This window comes from Bacillus sp. SH5-2, assembly GCF_008368905.1.
GTDB classification, from domain to species: Bacteria; Bacillota; Bacilli; order Bacillales; family Bacillaceae_G; genus Bacillus_A; species Bacillus_A luti.
This window is the reverse complement of sequence record NZ_QOSD01000020.1, coordinates 632,348-651,581: the sequence shown is the minus strand read 5'-3', so window position 1 is coordinate 651,581 and position 19,234 is coordinate 632,348. Positions and strand designations below refer to the sequence as shown.

Here is a 19,234-nt window from a genome sequence, read left to right as displayed (position 1 = left end):
TTCACTATCTCACATCCATATTATGAAATCTCATTTAACGTATCAGCAAACCGTGCAATTCCAAGTTGAATTTGTTCTATATTCGCTCTCCCAAACGTAAATCGGATATATTCATTTTTAGAGCCTAAAACACTTCCCGGAACAAATGCGACACCATTTTGTATAGATTCACCTAATAAGTGGTATTCATCAAACGTTCCCTTCACCTTGCACCATGCATGTATTCCACCTTCTGGAACGAAACACTCAACTCGGTCTCCCAGTATTTCGTCAAGCTTTGCAATTAATACATCTCTTCTTTGCTTCAATTGTCCACGAAGCATCGTAATGTGCGTATGAAAATCCTCTGATTCTAAAAATTGATTTGCTACCCACTGCGTAAATACACTATGACCAAAATCAACTTGTTGCTTTGCATCTGCTAAACGCTCTATTACGCGCGTAGGACCAATTACCCAGCCAATACGTAATCCTGATGCAACAATTTTTGAGAGTGAACTTATATAAAGAACATTCCCGTTTGGATCCATCGATTTTAATGTCGGATTCACTTCTCCATTAAAAGAAGTCAAACTATACGGATCATCTTCTACAATTGGTATACCATATTCAGAAGATAATTCTAAAATCTTTTTACGTCTCGTTAATGATAGTACTGTTCCAGTTGGATTTTGATAATCTGGATTTAAAAACACCATTCGTATACGATGTTTTTTATGCAAATCAATTAAGTCATCTGGATTCATTCCATGCTGATCAACAGGTAAATGGAATATTTTTAACCCTGCAGATTTAAACATGGGAAGCGAGAAACAATAGGAGGGATCCTCAATTGCAATCGCATCTCCAGGCTTTAATAAACATTGAACGATAAGATTAAGTGCCTGCTGTGCTCCTGATGTAATAAGGATCGAACTTGAATCCGCTTCAATTTGTTTATATTGCTTTACGTGTGCTGCAATTGTTTTTCTCAACATTTCATTTCCAAGTGGATGGTCATAACCGAGGTTTTCCATAAATGTTTTCTCCGACAAAATCGTTCGGAATCTATCACTCGGAATTAATTCTGGTGACAATTCACCACTCGCTAAGTTGATTAAATCATCTTTTTGTGTTTCTGTTCGAATTTGTTGAACGAGTGGGACATTTGGTAAGAACGATCCATCCTCAACGTACCTACCCCAGTTCGGTATACGTTTTTGTGAAACACCCCATATATCTGTATTCACTCTTGTCCCGCTTCCTTTTTGCCGTTCTACTACTCCAAGTGACTTTAATTCTTCATATGCAGCTACTATTGTGCTCCGGTTCACTTGTAATTCTTTTGCTAACATACGCTCAGAAGGTAACTTGCTGTCAGAAGGAAACCCACCTGAAGAAATACCTCTTTCAATATAATCAGCGATTTGTTTATACACGGGTGTCTTATCTGCACGATTTGGTTTCCATTCCATATAGTTGCCTCCCTCTCAAAACTAACTATATTTTACTCACTAATAATCTTTTTCTTTCAAAACTATTAAATCACTACCGCATACCACGTTACCCCAACAAGTAGTACGAAAAGAAGGAGAATATAAATCGTTGATAAATTTTTCACATTTCTCTTTGTGGACTTGCCGTAATTCTCCTCCACATTTCGTGCAACTAGCACGGTCCCAAACAGCGACCCAATTACAATAATAACCACTAGTGAAATTGCAAAAATCATTGTATTTTCACCTCTCTAAAGACAATCTATTTTAATAAAGAACTTCTTTTTTAAAACTTTGATAACATACTACCTTTCTTCTCTTATCATAATGGATGTTTGCAAAAAACGGACCAACCACTTTCGTATTTTTTTGCTCATCCACTTGGAAAATAAAAAGCAACTGACCATAAGTGATCAGTTGCTTTTTCACAAGATTATCTACATCCATTTCATGTAAAATTAACATTCATTATGATGACTTCCCTAATTCAACTAATTTCTCTTCTTTCGAATCAGGATATATTAACGAGACTATAATACCAACAAATAAGCAAATAAAGAATGTCGCAGCCTTTGCAGATACAAGCACTTCAAGAGGTGAAAGTGACCAAATGATTGCACTGAAAAATCCAACAATAATCGTCGCAATAACACCTATGCCCGACATGCGTTTCCAAAAAAATATTAATAAAATAATGGCTGAAAATGTGTTACCAATACCCGCCCATGCAAAAGATACGAGACTGTAAATGACAGATCCAGATTTAAGTGAAATAATTATACCAACTATACCGCTAACAACTGCTACAATGCGTGATAAATGAACTAGCTTTTTACTTGAAATATTCCACCGCAATGTTTTATGAATAATATCCTCACTAATAGAAGTTGTAATGACTAATAATTGCGATGAGGCAGTCGACATAATTGCCGCTAAAATACCTGCAATGATTATCCCCGCTATCCATGGCGGTAGTATATCAAATACCATATGAGGTAAGATCATCTCTGGATCGTCTATTGTTCCTTGTTTATATAAAGTAGAAGCGAATATGGCAGATAAAAAAGCACCAATGTATACAACTAAAGTCCAAAGAATCGCCATATTACGACCTGTAATACGCTCTTTCTCAGTCGTAATTGCCATAAAGCGAGAACTTAATTGCGGTTGACCACCTAGCCATCCAAAAAACCATGATACGTTTGTAAATAACATTGTACCTAAGGCGATTCCATTTAAACCACCAACCCAGCTATCTGCACCATTTTCCATTTTGGCGAGCTCAGTTGAAATGCTTAATCCTTGATTTTGAATTTCCATAAAAGCTGCAATGGGAACGATAATGAATGATACAAGCATCAAAAAGCTTTGAATCGTATCAGTCCATACTACAGACATAAAACCTCCCATGCAAGAGTATGCAATAATGATGATGGCAATAATAATCGTTCCCCATGTAATATTAAAACCAGAAAATGAATAAATAGTTTTTCCCATCCCTGAAAATTGAGCTGCTAAATAGCAAACGAAAAACAATACAAGAACAATCGAAGCTAACCAACGGATGATATCTGCATGATTTGGAAATTTCACAGCTATGTAATCAGTTAAACTATTCACCTTATATTTTTGTTGTTCCGTCATAAAACGTTTTGATAAAAATATCCATGAAAAAATAACTCCTAAAAACATTCCGGACAAAATCCAAATACCCGATAAACCAGCTACATAAATAAACCCAATTGCCCCTAAAAACATATAAGCTGATTCTCCTGTTGCACGCTCCGAGAACGCTAATGCCCATCCAGGAAGTTTATTTCCCCCTAAAAAATAGTCGTTGTGTGATAAATCTTTTTTGCTGAAATATATACCAATTGCAAGCATCGCAAGTAAATATATAAAAATTTCAACATATACAACAGTTTGCATGACTTTATTCCTCCATCTGATTAAAGTTAACAATACCAATCGGTTTTATCAGATAGTATTTCGGAATTTTTTATTTGTCAATAGTTAGATTCCAAGTTTGAGGCGAATTTCTTGCATATTTCTAAAAATTCTAAAGCACCTGGAGAAAGATGAACACTACGATTATGGGCAATTCCAACATTCCTAACATATGACTCATAAAATTTTTTTCGGATAAGTTGATGTGGTGCATGAATTAAAAGCGAACTCGGTACAATTGAAATCCCTAAGTTTTCATTTACCATTGATAAAATAACTTGATCAACGGTAAAATCATACACAATATTTGGTTGCATTTTATTTTCAGTTAAGATACGTGACACATCACGATCAATCGTTCGCTTTGGCATAATCCATCTTTCATTTTTTAATTGTTCTAGGTGTAGTTTCTCTTCATTAGCTAACGGATGATGCTTTGCCATAATACAAACGAGTTCATCATAAAAAACATGATTAAAAACAAGATCTTTTGAATGTGGCTCTACTAAAAATCCAATATCAACAACCCCATTATGTAGCCATTCCTCAATTTGATCATAATCCCCTTCCATCAAACGAATATGTAAGTTTGGATGATGCTCCTCAAAATACGCCAACACTTTCGGTAATAAAACGAGTGACACACTCGGAAGTATACCAACAGATAATGAACCTCCAATGAGATTCTTTAAATCAGCAACTGCACTTTCAAGATGTTGCTGTTGCTTTAAAATTTTTGAAATATGTTCATAAACAACTTTTCCTTCGTTCGTCAAAACAATATTATTTCGATTGCGGATAATAAGAGCTAAGTTTAATTCTGCTTCTAAATTGCTAATCGCGTGACTAATAGATGACTGCGTGAGATTAAGTTTTAAACCCGTTGCAGTAAAATTCCCTGTATTGATGAGTGTATGAAATGCTGTATATTGTGCTAACGTAGCCATTGATTAACTCCTTTTATGATTTTTTTTCATACTTGAATACAAAAACATTCATTTGATTTATTTTCATACCCACCTATATAATAAAAACAAAAACCAAGTAAATCAATACGAATTATTGAGGGGTGCTAAAACATGGCAGAGGAAAAATTGATGATGAAGGCCTTATCCATGGATATCATTACAGCAAAAATGTTTACCGAATTACATGTATCTATTACCGAAGAGTATGATGAACGTGGACGGAACTTAATCCAAAAAGGGTTAGAAGCCTTCGGACTGAAAGACGCTGAAGCTATGGCAAAAAAAGCAACTGCAGAAGGTGAAAATCATACTTTCTTTGAATATTTACCGCAAACTGTTGAAGGTGAAGAAAAATTCTCTAACTTAACTACGTATGCACGTTTTTCAAAAATGTTTGCACAAATCGCAAAACAAGTTGTTGATGAATACGGGACGGAAGGTGAACAAGTCATCATGCGAGCAGTCGAACGTTTTGGACAAAAACGTGGGGCTGGAATTGCACAGCGCGCGCGAACAAATGGCCTAGATAATTCTATTGAAAATTATTTAACAAACTATGATATGGGACGCAGTGATTTATTTGAAATAGATACCATCTACAAACAAAATGAAATTGAACAAACATTTACTCAATGTCCATTTGGTCAACAATGGGCCGATGATGAAATGGGTAAATACGGTATTCTGTATTGCAAAGTAATCGATCCATCCATCGCAAAAGGATATAATAAAGATTTTGAAGTCGTGCACGACCAATTTGTACTTCGCGAAGGTCAATGTCATTTCCAATTCCAAATGAAAGAGTGAATGTAATGATTCATACTAATCGGCTGTTAGGTCGCCTTCAACATTTAAGCGAAATTGGTCATAATGAACTAACTGGTGGCATAAATCGCTTTTCTTTTACACATGAAGAACAGCTGGCTATTAACCTCATAACCTCTTTTATGAAAGAAGCAGGTATGACTGTTACTACTGATGCTGTCGGAAATATTATTGGCACATTTGGTGAAGGTAATGAAACAATTATGCTAGGCTCACATATTGATACCGTTCCAGAAGGCGGGAAATTTGACGGTGCTTTAGGAGTTTTGGCCGCGATTGAGATTGTACAAACAATCCACGAACAACAATTAGCACTTTCAAAGAAAATACAAGTAGTTGCATTTAAAGACGAGGAAGGAACACGCTTTGGATTCGGTTTGATTGGTAGCCGTGCAATAGCTGGTCTTTTAACATATAAACAGTTACAGCAAAAAGATACTGCTGGCATTTCTATTGAAGAAGCTATGAAACAATTTCAATTGTCCCCTCTTCCCTTAGACAAAGTAAAACGTAACGATATAAAAGCATATTTAGAGATGCATATTGAACAAGGTAAGGTATTAGAAAATGAAAAATTACCCGTGGGCATAGTTTCAGGAATCGCTGCACCGTTATGGCTAGAAGTTACCGTTACAGGAATTAGTGAGCATGCTGGTGCAACACCAATGCCAATTCGACATGACGCACTAACCGCAGCAAGTGAAATGATTTTAGCCATTGAACACATGCTTAATAATACGACCACCTCTGTAGCAACTGTCGGTAAGCTAAATGTCGAACCTAACGGCGTAAATATCATCCCGGGTAAAGTAACCTTCACTATTGATATCCGTGACATAGACGAACAAAAAATAAACACATTAGAAAATAATATTATAGATCAACTAAAAAAAATTGCTGAACGTAGAAATATTACGATGGATTCAAAAGTGTTACAACGTGTCCAACCTGCAAAAACAGATTCTATCTTAAATCGACAACTAGCAAAAAGTATCGAAAAAAATGGTATACTGCCTTTTTCATTAATAAGCGGCGCTGGGCACGATGCGATGAACATTGCTGCTGTGGCACCAATCTGTATGTTGTTCGTCCGCTCCAAAGATGGTATTAGTCATAACCCGTTAGAACATAGTTCAGATGAAGATATCATAATCGCTACGAATATTTTTTATGACACAGTCCTCGAGCTTACAAAATAATTTTTCTATATAATAGAAGAAAACCAAAATAAGAAGCCATCTGAAAATTATTTTTCAGATGGCTTCTAAATATAAATACAACTAAACCTTTACTCATTATAGGGATAAGTAATTCCTGAAAGTCTACTCCCTTGAATCCTACATACCTTACGAAAACAAACACATCCTCTCTCCCTATCAATATAGCTAGTTCCTCCCTTCACTAATTTGTTATACACTAAGAAAATAACAAACAAACTATTCGTTAGCAGGTGAAAGAATATGTATGATGTTACAATTATCGGTGCTGGAGTAAGTAGCATTTTTATGGCTTATTCACTAGCTAAAAGTAACAAAAAGGTTTTAATTCTTGATAAAGGTAAAGCGCTAGAAGATCGCCATTGTCCTTTAGACGAAGGAAAAGCGTGTAATTGTACTACATGTGATAAATATTTCGGATTTGCTGGTTTAGGAAAATCTGAAGGGAAATTTAATTATACAAACGGATTTGGCGGAGAACTTGAACAAAAAGTCGGTAAAGAACGTTTTATTCAACTCATGGCTGAAGTAGATGAAATTCTATGTCAGTTTGGCGGAAATTCAGTTTCAAAATATTCTACAGAAAATCCAAATCTCAATAAGAGAGCTGAATCTTGTGGTTTACAAATGCTAACAACAGAAGTACGGCATCTTGGTACTACCCTTTCAAGTGAAATTTTTCAGCAGCTCTACGAATTTTTACTTACGAAAATAAATATACAATTCCATATAGATGTACAACATATTATGAAACAGAAAGATCATTTTAAAATAGAAACAAACCAAGGAATTATACATTCTAAGAAACTAGTATTTGCAACTGGACGTTTTGGTGCGGATTGGTTAAAGGAGATGTGCACTTCTCTACATATTTCTCAAGAACAAACCCGTGTAGATTTAGGTATTAGAGTAGAAATGAAAGAAAACCAATTACGCTCTATATTAAAAGATACTTTTGAAACGAAACTTTCTTATCAAGGCGAAAATTTCACAGCAACTACTTACTGTATGAATCCAAAAGGACGAATTATTCGAAAGTACGAAGAAGGTTTAGTTATGCCTGACGGTCAAAATTTTCGAGAACGCGCAACTAAAACTGCCAACTTAAATTTCACTTTATTTATACCATGCTATTTTCCAACTCTCAAAGAAGCAAATATATACGCAAGCTCAATTATTAAAGGCATTAACCAAGGACGAGATCGGATTGTTATACAACGCTTAGAGGACTTAATAAAGAAACAACCTACAGCGGCAAACAGTATGAATCATAATCGTATACAACCCACACTGCACGGAGATTATGGAGATTTGCATAAAGAAATCCCTCCCTTATATATTGAAGGGCTCAAAGAATTTTTATTACGTTTAGAACAATTTATACAAGAACCTATCGATCAAGATACTTTATTATATGGAATTGATGGAAAGTTCTATGCCCCTACGATAAAAATCAATAACCATTTTGAAACAAGTATAAATGGGCTATTTTTAATTGGAGATTGTTCTGGCGTCACTCATTCCTTATCTCAAGCAGCTGCAAGTGGTCTATATGTTGGAAACTATTTATCTGATATTTGAACGTCCGTCAAATAGTTTAAGTTCCACTATCATTAATAATTAACCAAAAAAGAAGCATAAGCACTCATTAACCGTGCACAAAATGAATTACGAATGTCTGACAAAATTATTGAAGGCGATTTATTACGTTTCTCAGAAAGTAATAAAATTAAAGCTGGTGAAGTACAAACTAAAATTAAAGAGACTGAAAAATAATCTTAATATGAAAAGGGAGCAACTCGTTACAGTTGCTCCCTTTTACTCTCTTATAACACATGATGCAATTTCAAATAAAAACTCTTATATATTTTACTTTTATTCTACGCTTGTTTCTAAAGTTACATCTGTATAAGTATAATCATCACCTATATTTAAAATCACTTCACATTGACGTAATCTCAATTCAAAGAGCATGATAGAATCATGATATACTTCAGGATTTGATTTCATTTTATGTAACATCTCTTGTTTTTCTTGTATTTCTAATTGTGTATTTTCTACAGCTTGTTTCAAGGAGTTAAATGGATTCCTAAAGAATATATTAATATCTCGCTCTTGTGTGTTTTCAAATAGCTCAAATTGCAAGAAAAATTTCTTCATAATAGAATCCGTTACCTCGGTATAATCTTCATTTTCTACATACTGTTTGTATTTGTTATATAGCATAGCTTTGTTTTTAGGAAGAACTCCAAATAATTTACCGGCACTTTTCAGTAAAAATTGTGCTGGTGTAAATCGACGTAAAATATTTACTTCATCCATTTGTATTCTAGTCGTCATTCTGTCAGTATCTCTGCGCCAGTCATCAAGCACTTTAAAGTCACATTCTAACTGTATTCGATTTTCTCCAAATAAAGAATTAAGTCCTTCACTAAGTTCTTCTAAGTACGATTGACTTTGAAGGAGCTCATTATTAGAAGTTGCAATCCAATTTTGCATAGAAAGAGCAAGATTAGGTAATACAGTTTGTTCTAAATATTTATGCACTCTTTCATTCATTGCTTTATTTAGTTCCATATCCATGTGACCGAAATCGCTTTCTTCACTCATTAAATCAGAACAACCCTGTAATATCTTCGGAATATTTTCAGTAAGATCATTCGTAATTTCAGTTTTCATTGTACGATATGACTCTGTAATGAAATGAATTTTTTCCCTCTCAAATGCAGTAAGGTTATTAATGCTACCGTTTAGTTTCACTAGCATATCTTCATTCCAATTAATAGCATCCATTAGATTATTTTCTTTCTCAACGCGTTTATCCAAAAGATATGTAATTGTTTTTCGAATGAAAAACAACAGCTTTTCAGTACGTTCTGCATCGATATTTTTATGAGAAAAGTTAAAATGAATAAACTCCGTTAATTCATTCAATTGTTGACTACTTGTATATAACGAAGAATAAGGGAAAATCCTCGCATGTGGGAAATATGTGTTTATTCTCGCTGCCGTATCATGTAGTACTCTTTTCACTTCTGCTTCACTATAAATGTTATCGATTTTATTTAATAAGAAATGCACTTGTAAATTTGGTGTATGTTCTTGAATGCTTAATAGAATATCACGTTCTTTATCAGTAAAAGGTGAATCCGCATTCAATACAAACAATAATTCATCCACAGAATTTAGATATTCAAATACCTCATCCCTAGTGTCGTTATTCCTATTAAAGCCAGGTGTAACTACAAATGTAAGTTTATTTTCACTTAAAAATCTGCATGGTAATTTAAATTCAACACATGCTCTATCTCTATATGTTTGGTGGTGTAACGACATTATATTATGGTAATCAAAGAAATCTTCAGTTGTTGTAATTGCTGAATCTGATATAGCGTTAATTTCTGTATGAGCATCATTTTTTAAAACTACTACATTTGAGATGGCGTTTTCTAATATATTTTCTCCTAATATAGAGTTAACAAATGCAGTTTTTCCATTTCCTGAAGTTCCCGTTACTAAAATACGATTTGTTCTTAAATCTGCGAGTTCGTCAACTAACCATCTAAATCGGTGACCTATTTCTATATTATGCTTTTGTGCCCACTCTGTAATAGATTCAAAAAGATGTAGACTGTACTCTAAACCATTCACATGATTAACAGAATATGAAAGTAGATTTTCCGCATGTTGTATATTTGCTACATCCATTTTGGAAGGGAAAATTTCATCCCATGCCAATACAGCTGCAGATGGAAATACAGCATAAGACGGATTGACTACTTTTAACCAATTTGTTAAAAGATTTGGAATGATATCGTGTAATTGTCTAAGCATATATTTCCCTTGAATTAATGCAAAGTATGTTTCTTCGTAAAGAGAAGAAATTTTGTCCCAAATATCGGACGAATGTATTTCAATATGTAAGAAAAATTCATTTATCGTGTTAAGCCACAATAAGTAATTTTGTTCATTTTTATAACTGTTCCAAAGTGATGAAACCATTTGCGTAAATTGTACTTGATCTACATTATTTAATGTAACTAATGCATCATAAAAATAATCTGGTGAAATATGTTTAGTAAATCCTTTATCGATATATCCTTTTAACACCTCAAACCATGGATAAGATTCTGTTCGAATTAACTCATTCACAGCAAGCTCTACTGCACTATCAAAATCTTGCTGCTCCTCATAAAAGGAACGGGCAATTTTTGTGACATTCGGATAATCCGGATTTAAAGAAACCGCTTCTTTAATAACAGCGAAAGCTGAATCAAAATTATTTTGCTCTATGTAAAGAGAAAGTAATTGTAGTCTAATTTCGGTCATCAATATTTTATTATCAGTAGTAATGGAAGTATAAACATTTTCAGCAACTGATAATTGATTAAGTTCGAAATAAGCATCCGCAATATTTTTTTGTGCCCATGGCGTTAATTCATTACCAACCTTCTCCCATTTAAAAATAGCTGCTTCAAAATCTTGATGGCGATAATAAAATTCACCTTGTGCAAAACGAATATAAGATCCATCAGAAATCTCATTTTTTTCTTCATTTACATAAACTTCTCCGAGTACGTCAAGAGGTGGTTTTGTTTCATTCTCCATTAGGAACGTTTCATAATACATCTTTTTTATTAATTGTTTTTCTACTCTCATCTTTTCCCCCACTATATCTCGAAAATACATTTTTAAGATATGTCAATACTTTTTTGTATGTATGCTTTTTATCTTAACAAAGAATACCTTTTGGAAAATTTCATTTTCCTTTCATTTTTCAAGTTAGATTGAATTTTTATGAGAAAAGTTTCAGTTTTTTTTCAATTCTCTTTCAGTTATGAAACAGCATTAAATGTTCCTAATAACCTAATAAGACTATAATCCCCCCGCATTATATTATCAAGAAAAACCTATATAAGTCATATTATAAAAACAATTTATAACGAATATATATGCAAAATCCCCTTCCCTAACAAATAAAAGAAATCATTATCATATATTTCTCCAATTGTTTTCCTTTAAAATATTTCAGTAGTTATGTAATTAATTTGTTCTAACCTATATAAATAACTAGTCCAAAAAAATCTATATGCATATCATGTTATAGTAAAGAATTCAGGAAATCCTAAAAGGAGGCACTTTCATGTTTGAAGATAAATCTAAAATAAATTACCCATATGAATTTACTGAAACTACAACAGTTCCCCTAAAGAACCCCATTGATAAAAAATTCAAGAACGGCACAGGTACACATAACTTCCCAATTAAAAAGCATTATAAAGAGCAAGTTTTATATACTGAAAAAATTAATAATAATAATAAAAATAAATAATCATATTGATCCTTATAACAATTAGCCAAATAAGAATCAATATTTGGCCATGCATAGTTATATGTTTAGTAATGTAGAAATTTTTATTATACAATTTACGTACCTTTAAAAAGTGCTGATATACGGCGCTTTTTTATACATAGATAAATGAAAGTTATCTTAGTCTAGAACTACTTACAACCTTAAGATTGATACGCTCAAATTTAAATAAACTACAAAATCACTCCGCCATATTTTCGTTTAACAATTAACTCTACATATTAACTGTTGTCGAGGAAAAATTACCTTAACTACTTTCCTTTGATTGAATCGACTTGTCAGTTTAAGAGCATTTCGTTTCCTACTTATGCAACAAACGGGCAGATTATTCGGAAAGAGAACAAATCACCTCAATGTTTTCTGAATATTATGGGAGGATGTAAATACTGTGAACACTGTTATTTAGTATTTAAGTCAACTTATAATAAAAAAAGCGTGCTAAATTAAATTGAAAGGTGCAAAAGCATGATTACAAATCAACAATTAGTAATAAACAATTTGGAAGAAAAATTAAAAGTATTTACTCATGCAGTTAGCGGCGAACTTACACAAGAAAAAGATTTCGTCATAGCAAATACAAAAATCCCTACTGATACGTTCAATGTAGTATTACCGAAATCTCCAAATATCAAAAATGCAGTTAAGATTAAACATGGAATCGATAATTTTTCTGATAAAAAATATCCCTTTAGTATTTGGATTGATGCTCGGTATTTAACCGAGGACTGGACAAAACTTATGCAAGAATATGACCAAAAAGAAGCAGAACGCAATGTAATGATGAAACTTGAAAATACACTTAATGTTGGGCAAAGGATTTCCAATCAGCTTATAATTACTAATGTAAAAAATAATGAAGAACTTTTGAAATATAGAGAAGTATTTATGAGCTTATTTGAAGGTACACCCGAAAAAGATGCATTAGAAAATTATTTTAATAAGTTTTCACAAATGAAATTAGGTTCAAAAGTTCAAATGTTTATTGGATGCATAGATGAAATGCCTGTGACTACTGGTTTATTAATAGAAAGCAAAGATAGTTATGGTATTTATGATGTGATGACAAAAGAAACATTTAGAGGTAAAGGAATTGGCAGTGAAATGTTTCAATTTCTTCTAAATCAAACAAAGGATAAACAAAAGCCAGTTGTATTACAAGCTTCAGATGATGGAAAAAATATTTATAAGCGATTTGGATTTATAGATGTCGGAGAAATGGTTGTATTTGAATAAAAGGTTTTCTTATTAAGCTACAAGGCGGGATTGTTGAGCAATATAGGCAGGAAATAATCCAACTTTTTATAAAAAAATGATCCAATTGAAACAATTAAGAACGTGTTTTGATCAATCTTTTTTCAAAACACGTTTTTTCTTTTTGTTTGTTTCTCAAGGTTATTGGCATTCATTTAAACAAGCTTTATTCTAAAACAAAAAAGATGATTTCGGTATAATACCGAAGTCATCTTTTTTATAATTTATTTTTAACTCAGTAAGATTAACTTTTACCTCAATACATTATCCCTACATAACCCTCTTAAACATCTTCTCCAACTCATAAGTAGAATGATGCACAAGAATCGGTCTTCCGTGCGGGCATGTGTATGGGTTTGTTGTTGTACGAAGTTCCTCAAGTAAAGCAAATATTTGATCGTTCGTTAAATATTGATTTGCTTTAATGGAAGCTTTACAGCTCATCATGATAGCAGCTTCTTCTCGTAGTTTTTTAATATCAACTTTTTTTAGTTTGACGACTTGCTCCATCATTTCGTCGATAATTTCTGTTTCTTGTCCTTTCGGGAACCACGTTGGATGCGAGCGGACGATAAAGGATTGATGGCCGAATTGTTCCAGGAATAAACCGACTTTTTTTAGTTCTTCTAGTTGCTCTTCGACACGTAAAAATTCGGTAAGAGATAAATCGATACGGTACGGTACAAGTAGTTCTTGTACTTCTTGTGCTACTCGTCCTACTTTATCACGGAAGTATTCATAATTAATACGTTCCTGTGCGGCATGCTGGTCAATCATATATAAGCCTTTATCATTTTGAGCGAAAATATATGTTCCGTGCATTTGTCCAATTGGATAAAGGGGCGGTAAATCATTACCGTTCATTTCAATCTCTTCTATTTCCTGAACTTCTTCGTCCAATTCCTCTAATTCAAAGTCTTCATCGTTACTGTTCCACGATTTCTCTTCCCGAATTGGTTCTTCCATTATCGGCTTAGTAGATGGCTGCCAACTTTGTTCTTCTCTTACGAGTGACTGTGGTGGTTGCCATTCTTGCTTTGGCGGTTGCCACAGTTGTGCCGGCTGTTTCACAACCAGTGGTTCTTCTCGTTTTTCATCCATGCCCGTCGGTAAAACGATGTCCGGCATGGATGGTTCTTTCGGCTTCGCGTGCTCAAACTGGAACTGTTCTTGCACACTTTCATCTTTTTCTTTTTTCTTCGTTGTTACACCTGCATCTGGAATGAGCTGTATTTTTTTGAATGCTGCTTGCAATGTTTCTTCGATCAGCTTTAGTAATTCTTGTTCTTTACTAAAACGAACTTCTAATTTCGCTGGATGCACGTTAACGTCAACTAGCATTGGATCCATTTCAATCGATAAGAAGCCGATTGGATATCGCCCGACTGGCAGTAATGTATGGTATCCTTGCTGAATGGCTTTCATTAATACGAAATTTCGAACGTAACGGCCATTTACGATCGTTGACATATAATTACGAGATGCTCTCGTCACTTCTGGTAATGTTACATAACCTTTAATTGTGAAATCTAAAGATTCAGCTTCAATTGGAACAAGCTTCTTCGCCACTTGAATGCTATAAATCGATGCAAGTACTTGTCTTACATCACCATTTCCTGATGTGTGAAGCAATTTCTTTTCATTATGAAATAGCTTTAACGATACTTCTGGATGTGACATTGCAATACGATACACGATATCTGTAATATTCCCAAGCTCTGTATGAATGGTTTTCATATATTTAAGACGCGCTGGTGTATTAAAGAATAAATTTTGTACTGTAATATCTGTTCCTTTTCGGCTCGCCGTTTTCTCTTGTTTTATAATGTCTCCACCTTTAATGATAAGGTGTGTGCCAGGTGCATCACCTGTGCTAGTGATTAATTCTAATTCACTAACTGAGGCAATACTTGGCAATGCCTCGCCGCGGAAACCGAGTGTTCTTATGCGAAACAGATCGTTTTCATCTTTAATTTTGCTCGTCGCATGTCGTTCAAAAGCGACGATACAATCTTCTTCTGCAATACCATCACCGTTATCAATAATGCGAATTTTCGATAAACCAGCTTCTTCTAAGTGGATTTCAATAGATGTACTATTCGCATCGATAGAATTTTCCACAAGTTCTTTTACGACTGAGGCAGGGCGCTCTACTACTTCCCCTGCCGCAATTAAGTTAGAGAGTTGGTCATCGAGTTTGCGAATTTTCCCCATCTACTTACTCATCCTTTCTTTAACTTTTTCTGTAAGCGATACAGTTCGTTCATCGCTTCTAAAGGTGTCATATCAAGTAAATCAATTTTTTTAATTTGCGCAAGCACTGCCGTTTCTTTTGCATCTAAAACTGGCTTGTCTTGTCTTTTCGAAGACTGCTCTGCACTAAAGAAAGATAGTTGTGATTCTTCTTCAGTCACTTCTTTCTCTTCTTGCACTTCTACCGGTACTTCTTTTATAACCACTGGTTCTGGAGCAACTTCTTGTACTGTCACTTCTGCACGCTTTGGAATAATAATTTCTTCTTGTCCTTCTAGCTGCGCTAACACTTCTTTCGCACGAGCGATTAAGCTATCTGGAAGCTCCGCAAGTTGTGCAACGTGAATTCCGTAACTTTTATCAGCTGCTCCATCTTGAATTTTATGAAGAAATACTACTTTTCCGTTCTCTTCAATAGCTGAAACGTGTACATTCTTCAGTTGATCTAAACTTTCTTCTAGCACCGTCAATTCATGATAATGCGTAGAGAATAACGTTTTTGCACCAATTTGGTCATGAATATGTTCAATGATTGCTTGTGCAAGTGCCATACCATCATACGTAGATGTACCGCGTCCAATTTCATCGAATAAAATTAAACTTCTTTCTGATGCGTTTGCAATTGCATTTTTCGCTTCTAACATTTCGACCATAAATGTACTTTGACCTGAAATTAAATCATCCGCTGCACCAATTCTCGTAAAGATTTGATCAAATACAGGTAATACTGCTTCTGTTGCTGGTACGAAACAACCGATTTGCGACATAACTGTTACAAGTGCTAATTGTCTCATATACGTACTTTTACCAGACATGTTCGGTCCTGTAATTAAAAAGACATCCATATTCTCTGGCATAATACAATCATTCGGTACATACAATTTCCCGTTCAATACTTTTTCAACTACAGGATGACGACCATCTTTAATAAAGATTTCACGCTTCGTTGTTAGTACAGGTTTTACAAACTGTTCTTCTTCACTAACTGTCGCAAAACTTTGCAGTACGTCTAATTCACTAATTACTTTCGCTAAATGCTGTAATTTCGGAATAAACACTTTTACTTCTTCACGAAGCGCTGTAAATAAATCGTATTCTAGTTGTACAATTTTTTCTTCTGCTTCTAAGATTAATGTTTCTTTTTCTTTTAGTTCATCTGTAATAAAACGTTCAGCATTAGCAAGCGTTTGTTTACGCTCATAGCGACCTTCTGGAAGTGCTCCAAGATTCGCTTTCGTTACTTCAATGTAGTAACCGAAAATACGGTTGTAACCAATCTTTAACGATTTAATACCTGTTATATCACGCTCACGTTTTTCAAGCTCAGCAATCCAAGTTTTTCCGTTTTTACTCACGTAACGATATTGATCAAGCTTGTCATTATAACCGTCTTTAATAATATCTCCATCTTTAATAGAAAGCGGTGGGTTTTCTTGAATACTTCTTCCTAGCAATTCTGTTAAGCTCTCACATGGATCTGCACCTTGAATTAATCTCGCTGCATACGCGTTATCTAATAAACTAATCGCTTCTAAAATGGCTGGTACTTGCAGTAAAGATCGTCTTAACTGTAATAAGTCCCTTGCATTAACATTACCAAATGCAACTTTCCCTGCTAAACGTTCTAAATCATATACTTCTTTTAATTTTTCTTTTAGATCTTCACGTAAGAAGTAATCATTTACAAACGTTTCAACCATTTCTAAACGCTCTTCAATTCGTTCTTTCTGTATAAGTGGACGTTCCATCCACTGTTTTAACATACGACCACCCATAGCCGTCTTCGTCTTATCTAATAGCCATAATAATGACCCTGTTTTTTCTTTCGTTCGAAGTGTTTCTGTTAGCTCTAAATTTCGCTTTGAATGCACATCAATTTTCATAAATTGATTCGTATAATAAATTTCCACTGGCTGTAAATGATCTAATGAACGTTTTTGCGTTCTTATCACATAGTTAAATAAGCGTCCAACTGCTTTAATTAACTTTGCTTGTGAAACATTTTTCACAAGATGTTCTAACCCTTCAGGAATTGTCGTTGCATCTTCATATGAAATCGTCATTTTTAGCGTTTCAGTTAACTTGTTTAGTTCATCTTTAGAAAAGGAAGAATCTACAACAATTTCTTTCGAACCAGTTGCATACACTTCTAATAAAATATCTTCTACTGAGCCAGTCAATAACGTTACTGTATTTTGTCCAGTCGTTAAATCGTTACAAGCTAACGCATATGATCCATCTTCAAAATGTGTTAATGCAGCTAAGAAGTTATTTTCTTTCTCATCTATTGTACGCCCTTCCATCATCGTCCCTGGCGTAATTAATTGTACGACTTCACGGCGCACTACACCTTTAGCTGTTTTTGGGTCTTCTACTTGCTCACAAACCGCTACTTTATATCCTTTTTCAACAAGCTGTTCAATATAGTTTTTAGCCGCATGATACGGTACACCGCACATCGGTATACGTTCACTACTACCACCGTCTCGGCTCGTTAATGTAATTTCAAGTTCGTGGGCTGCTTTAACCGCATCCTCAAAGAACATTTCATAAAAATCACCTAAGCGGAAAAATAAAAAGGCATCTTGATAGTCTGCCTTAACTTTTAAATATTGCTGTATCATAGGCGTATATTGCGTCATACTTATCCTCCATAATTCTTACATAATAATCTATATTCATATATGTCACATTTCACGGACACTCTTATCTCCTATTTCAGGAGTCTTTCTTCATTATAGCATATTTCATAAGGAATCATGTTCATTCAAGCATCACTTATGTAAAGTAAAAAGCTAGGAAGAACTTCTCCCTAGCTTTCTATTACTCTTCTTCTGCATCAACGATAAAGTTCGGATCTAATTCTTCAAACTCATCATCGTCAATTTGGAAATCATCATCTGATTCTACGCAACCTTCAGGATTTACACTTACACAAATTTTCGTTTCGCCAACTACTTCCGTTACAAATTCACGTTCTACAGTTACAACAATTTTATTACCGTTTGGTGATACAAGAGCTTCTAAACAATTTGGTGGCTGAATAACACGAGCAATAATCTCTAAATCGTCACCAGAAAAGTTTTTATCACGATAACCAATGCTTACTTCATCAGTGTAGTTCACACGCTCTGTAACAACTTCAGTCTTTGTATTACCATCAAATGAATACCAAGTGTTCACATCATAGAAACCTTCAATTTCCACATGCTTTCCATTCTTTCTTGCTTCGTACGAGTGGTTAATTACCCAGCACCCTAAAATACTTGTTGGCTCATTATTCGATTCACATGTATGCGTTGACTTTGTATACTTACGTCCTTTTCCAACCACTGCTTTTGTAATAATCTCTCTAAATTCGGACATTCGTAACCCTCCTCAATCACTATTCACTTAATCATATGCGTGACAATAGCGGAATGTGTCATTCTTTTTTCGAGAAGAACTTACGTTTAACCTACTAAAAAAAAGAGATGTCAATATGACATCTCTTTAACAACCGCAATTTCCTTTTTTACTGTCTACTGCTGCGCCAGTTTCACCCTTCAATATATCGCCACCAGTTGAAATTAATATTTCATCTGTTACGTTGTTAGAAATTGTACTAGCCACTAACTGTAATAAATCATTTACGTATGTTTGTGAAGATTTAAATTCTTGTACGACTGGGATATTGTCTAACTTATCTTGCAAGGCATCAATTTCAGCTTCTACTTTTTTCAAAGCTTCCCATTTCCCGTAATGCTGCAAGTTTACTGCTTGTTTTTGCAGTGCTTTAATTTCATCAATTGCGCGCTTTACATTTTCATTTTTATGAATTTGCGCTTCTGCTCGCTTAAAGAAATCAACTTCTTCTGTTTCAGAAATCATTTTTGCTAATTCTTTCGCTTGTTCAACGATTTCGTCTTTCGTATATACTTTCATCTA

The 19,234-nt window shown here is 34.2% G+C and carries 15 protein-coding genes; 5 read left to right on the top strand and 10 right to left on the bottom strand.

Annotation, left to right across the window (positions count from 1 at the left end):
- Nucleotides 1–20: 20 nt before the first annotated feature.
- From pdxR to DN410_RS18540, 5 genes are all read right to left on the bottom strand, one after another.
- A complete protein-coding gene (pdxR, locus tag DN410_RS18560) occupies nucleotides 21–1,454 on the bottom strand; it encodes a MocR-like pyridoxine biosynthesis transcription factor PdxR (protein ID WP_149177555.1) in 1,434 nt (477 codons plus the stop codon).
- A gap of 65 nt (nucleotides 1,455–1,519) precedes the next feature.
- Nucleotides 1,520–1,711, bottom strand: a complete 192-nt coding sequence (locus DN410_RS18555; protein ID WP_000575326.1) for a hypothetical protein — start codon at nucleotides 1,709–1,711, stop codon at nucleotides 1,520–1,522.
- A 31-nt stretch (nucleotides 1,712–1,742) separates the two neighbouring features.
- Nucleotides 1,743–1,922: a hypothetical protein gene (locus tag DN410_RS18550; RefSeq protein WP_218947475.1), complete on the bottom strand. Its 180-nt coding sequence runs from the start codon at nucleotides 1,920–1,922 to the stop codon at nucleotides 1,743–1,745.
- A gap of 21 nt (nucleotides 1,923–1,943) precedes the next feature.
- Nucleotides 1,944–3,404: a sodium/proline symporter gene (locus tag DN410_RS18545; protein ID WP_149177553.1), complete on the bottom strand. Its 1,461-nt coding sequence runs from the start codon at nucleotides 3,402–3,404 to the stop codon at nucleotides 1,944–1,946.
- A gap of 77 nt (nucleotides 3,405–3,481) precedes the next feature.
- Complete coding sequence (locus DN410_RS18540) at nucleotides 3,482–4,369, bottom strand: LysR family transcriptional regulator (RefSeq protein ID WP_149177552.1); 888 nt, start codon at nucleotides 4,367–4,369, stop codon at nucleotides 3,482–3,484.
- 132 nt (nucleotides 4,370–4,501) lie between these two features.
- Here DN410_RS18540 and DN410_RS18535 point away from each other — a divergent pair, with 132 nt between their 5' ends.
- The 3 genes from DN410_RS18535 (at nucleotide 4,502) to DN410_RS18525 (ending at nucleotide 8,013) form a co-directional block, all read left to right on the top strand.
- Nucleotides 4,502–5,197: an L-2-amino-thiazoline-4-carboxylic acid hydrolase gene (locus DN410_RS18535; protein ID WP_149177551.1), complete on the top strand. Its 696-nt coding sequence runs from the start codon at nucleotides 4,502–4,504 to the stop codon at nucleotides 5,195–5,197.
- A 5-nt stretch (nucleotides 5,198–5,202) separates the two neighbouring features.
- Nucleotides 5,203–6,414, top strand: a complete 1,212-nt coding sequence (locus tag DN410_RS18530; RefSeq protein WP_149177550.1) for a Zn-dependent hydrolase — start codon at nucleotides 5,203–5,205, stop codon at nucleotides 6,412–6,414.
- Nucleotides 6,415–6,675: 261 nt separating this feature from the next.
- Entirely contained in the window at nucleotides 6,676–8,013 is a 1,338-nt protein-coding gene (locus DN410_RS18525) for an NAD(P)/FAD-dependent oxidoreductase (RefSeq protein WP_149177549.1), read from the top strand.
- A 294-nt stretch (nucleotides 8,014–8,307) separates the two neighbouring features.
- On the opposite strand, the gene DN410_RS18520 is transcribed toward DN410_RS18525, so the two are convergent.
- Nucleotides 8,308–11,121 (bottom strand): dynamin family protein, encoded by a 2,814-nt coding sequence (locus tag DN410_RS18520; RefSeq protein WP_149177548.1) that lies wholly within the window; start codon nucleotides 11,119–11,121, stop codon nucleotides 8,308–8,310.
- Between the two features lie 454 nt (nucleotides 11,122–11,575).
- Here DN410_RS18520 and DN410_RS18515 point away from each other — a divergent pair, with 454 nt between their 5' ends.
- Together DN410_RS18515 and DN410_RS18510 are read left to right on the top strand one after the other, a co-directional pair.
- The gene (locus DN410_RS18515; protein WP_000461139.1) at nucleotides 11,576–11,764 is read left to right on the top strand and encodes a hypothetical protein; all 189 of its coding nucleotides are present in this window, start codon (nucleotides 11,576–11,578) and stop codon (nucleotides 11,762–11,764) included.
- Between the two features lie 504 nt (nucleotides 11,765–12,268).
- Entirely contained in the window at nucleotides 12,269–13,036 is a 768-nt protein-coding gene (locus DN410_RS18510; protein WP_149177547.1) for a GNAT family N-acetyltransferase, read from the top strand.
- 288 nt (nucleotides 13,037–13,324) lie between these two features.
- Here DN410_RS18510 and mutL read toward each other — a convergent pair whose 3' ends face one another.
- The 4 genes from mutL to DN410_RS18490 form a co-directional block, all read right to left on the bottom strand.
- Nucleotides 13,325–15,268, bottom strand: a complete 1,944-nt coding sequence (gene mutL, locus DN410_RS18505) for a DNA mismatch repair endonuclease MutL (RefSeq protein ID WP_149177546.1) — start codon at nucleotides 15,266–15,268, stop codon at nucleotides 13,325–13,327.
- Nucleotides 15,269–15,276: 8 nt separating this feature from the next.
- The gene (mutS, locus tag DN410_RS18500) at nucleotides 15,277–17,949 is read right to left on the bottom strand and encodes a DNA mismatch repair protein MutS (protein ID WP_149177545.1); all 2,673 of its coding nucleotides are present in this window, start codon (nucleotides 17,947–17,949) and stop codon (nucleotides 15,277–15,279) included.
- Nucleotides 17,950–18,130: 181 nt separating this feature from the next.
- Complete coding sequence (cotE, locus tag DN410_RS18495; RefSeq protein ID WP_088230066.1) at nucleotides 18,131–18,673, bottom strand: outer spore coat protein CotE; 543 nt, start codon at nucleotides 18,671–18,673, stop codon at nucleotides 18,131–18,133.
- Between the two features lie 126 nt (nucleotides 18,674–18,799).
- Nucleotides 18,800–19,231, bottom strand: a complete 432-nt coding sequence (locus tag DN410_RS18490) for a YlbF/YmcA family competence regulator (RefSeq protein WP_149177544.1) — start codon at nucleotides 19,229–19,231, stop codon at nucleotides 18,800–18,802.
- Nucleotides 19,232–19,234 lie beyond the last annotated feature (3 nt).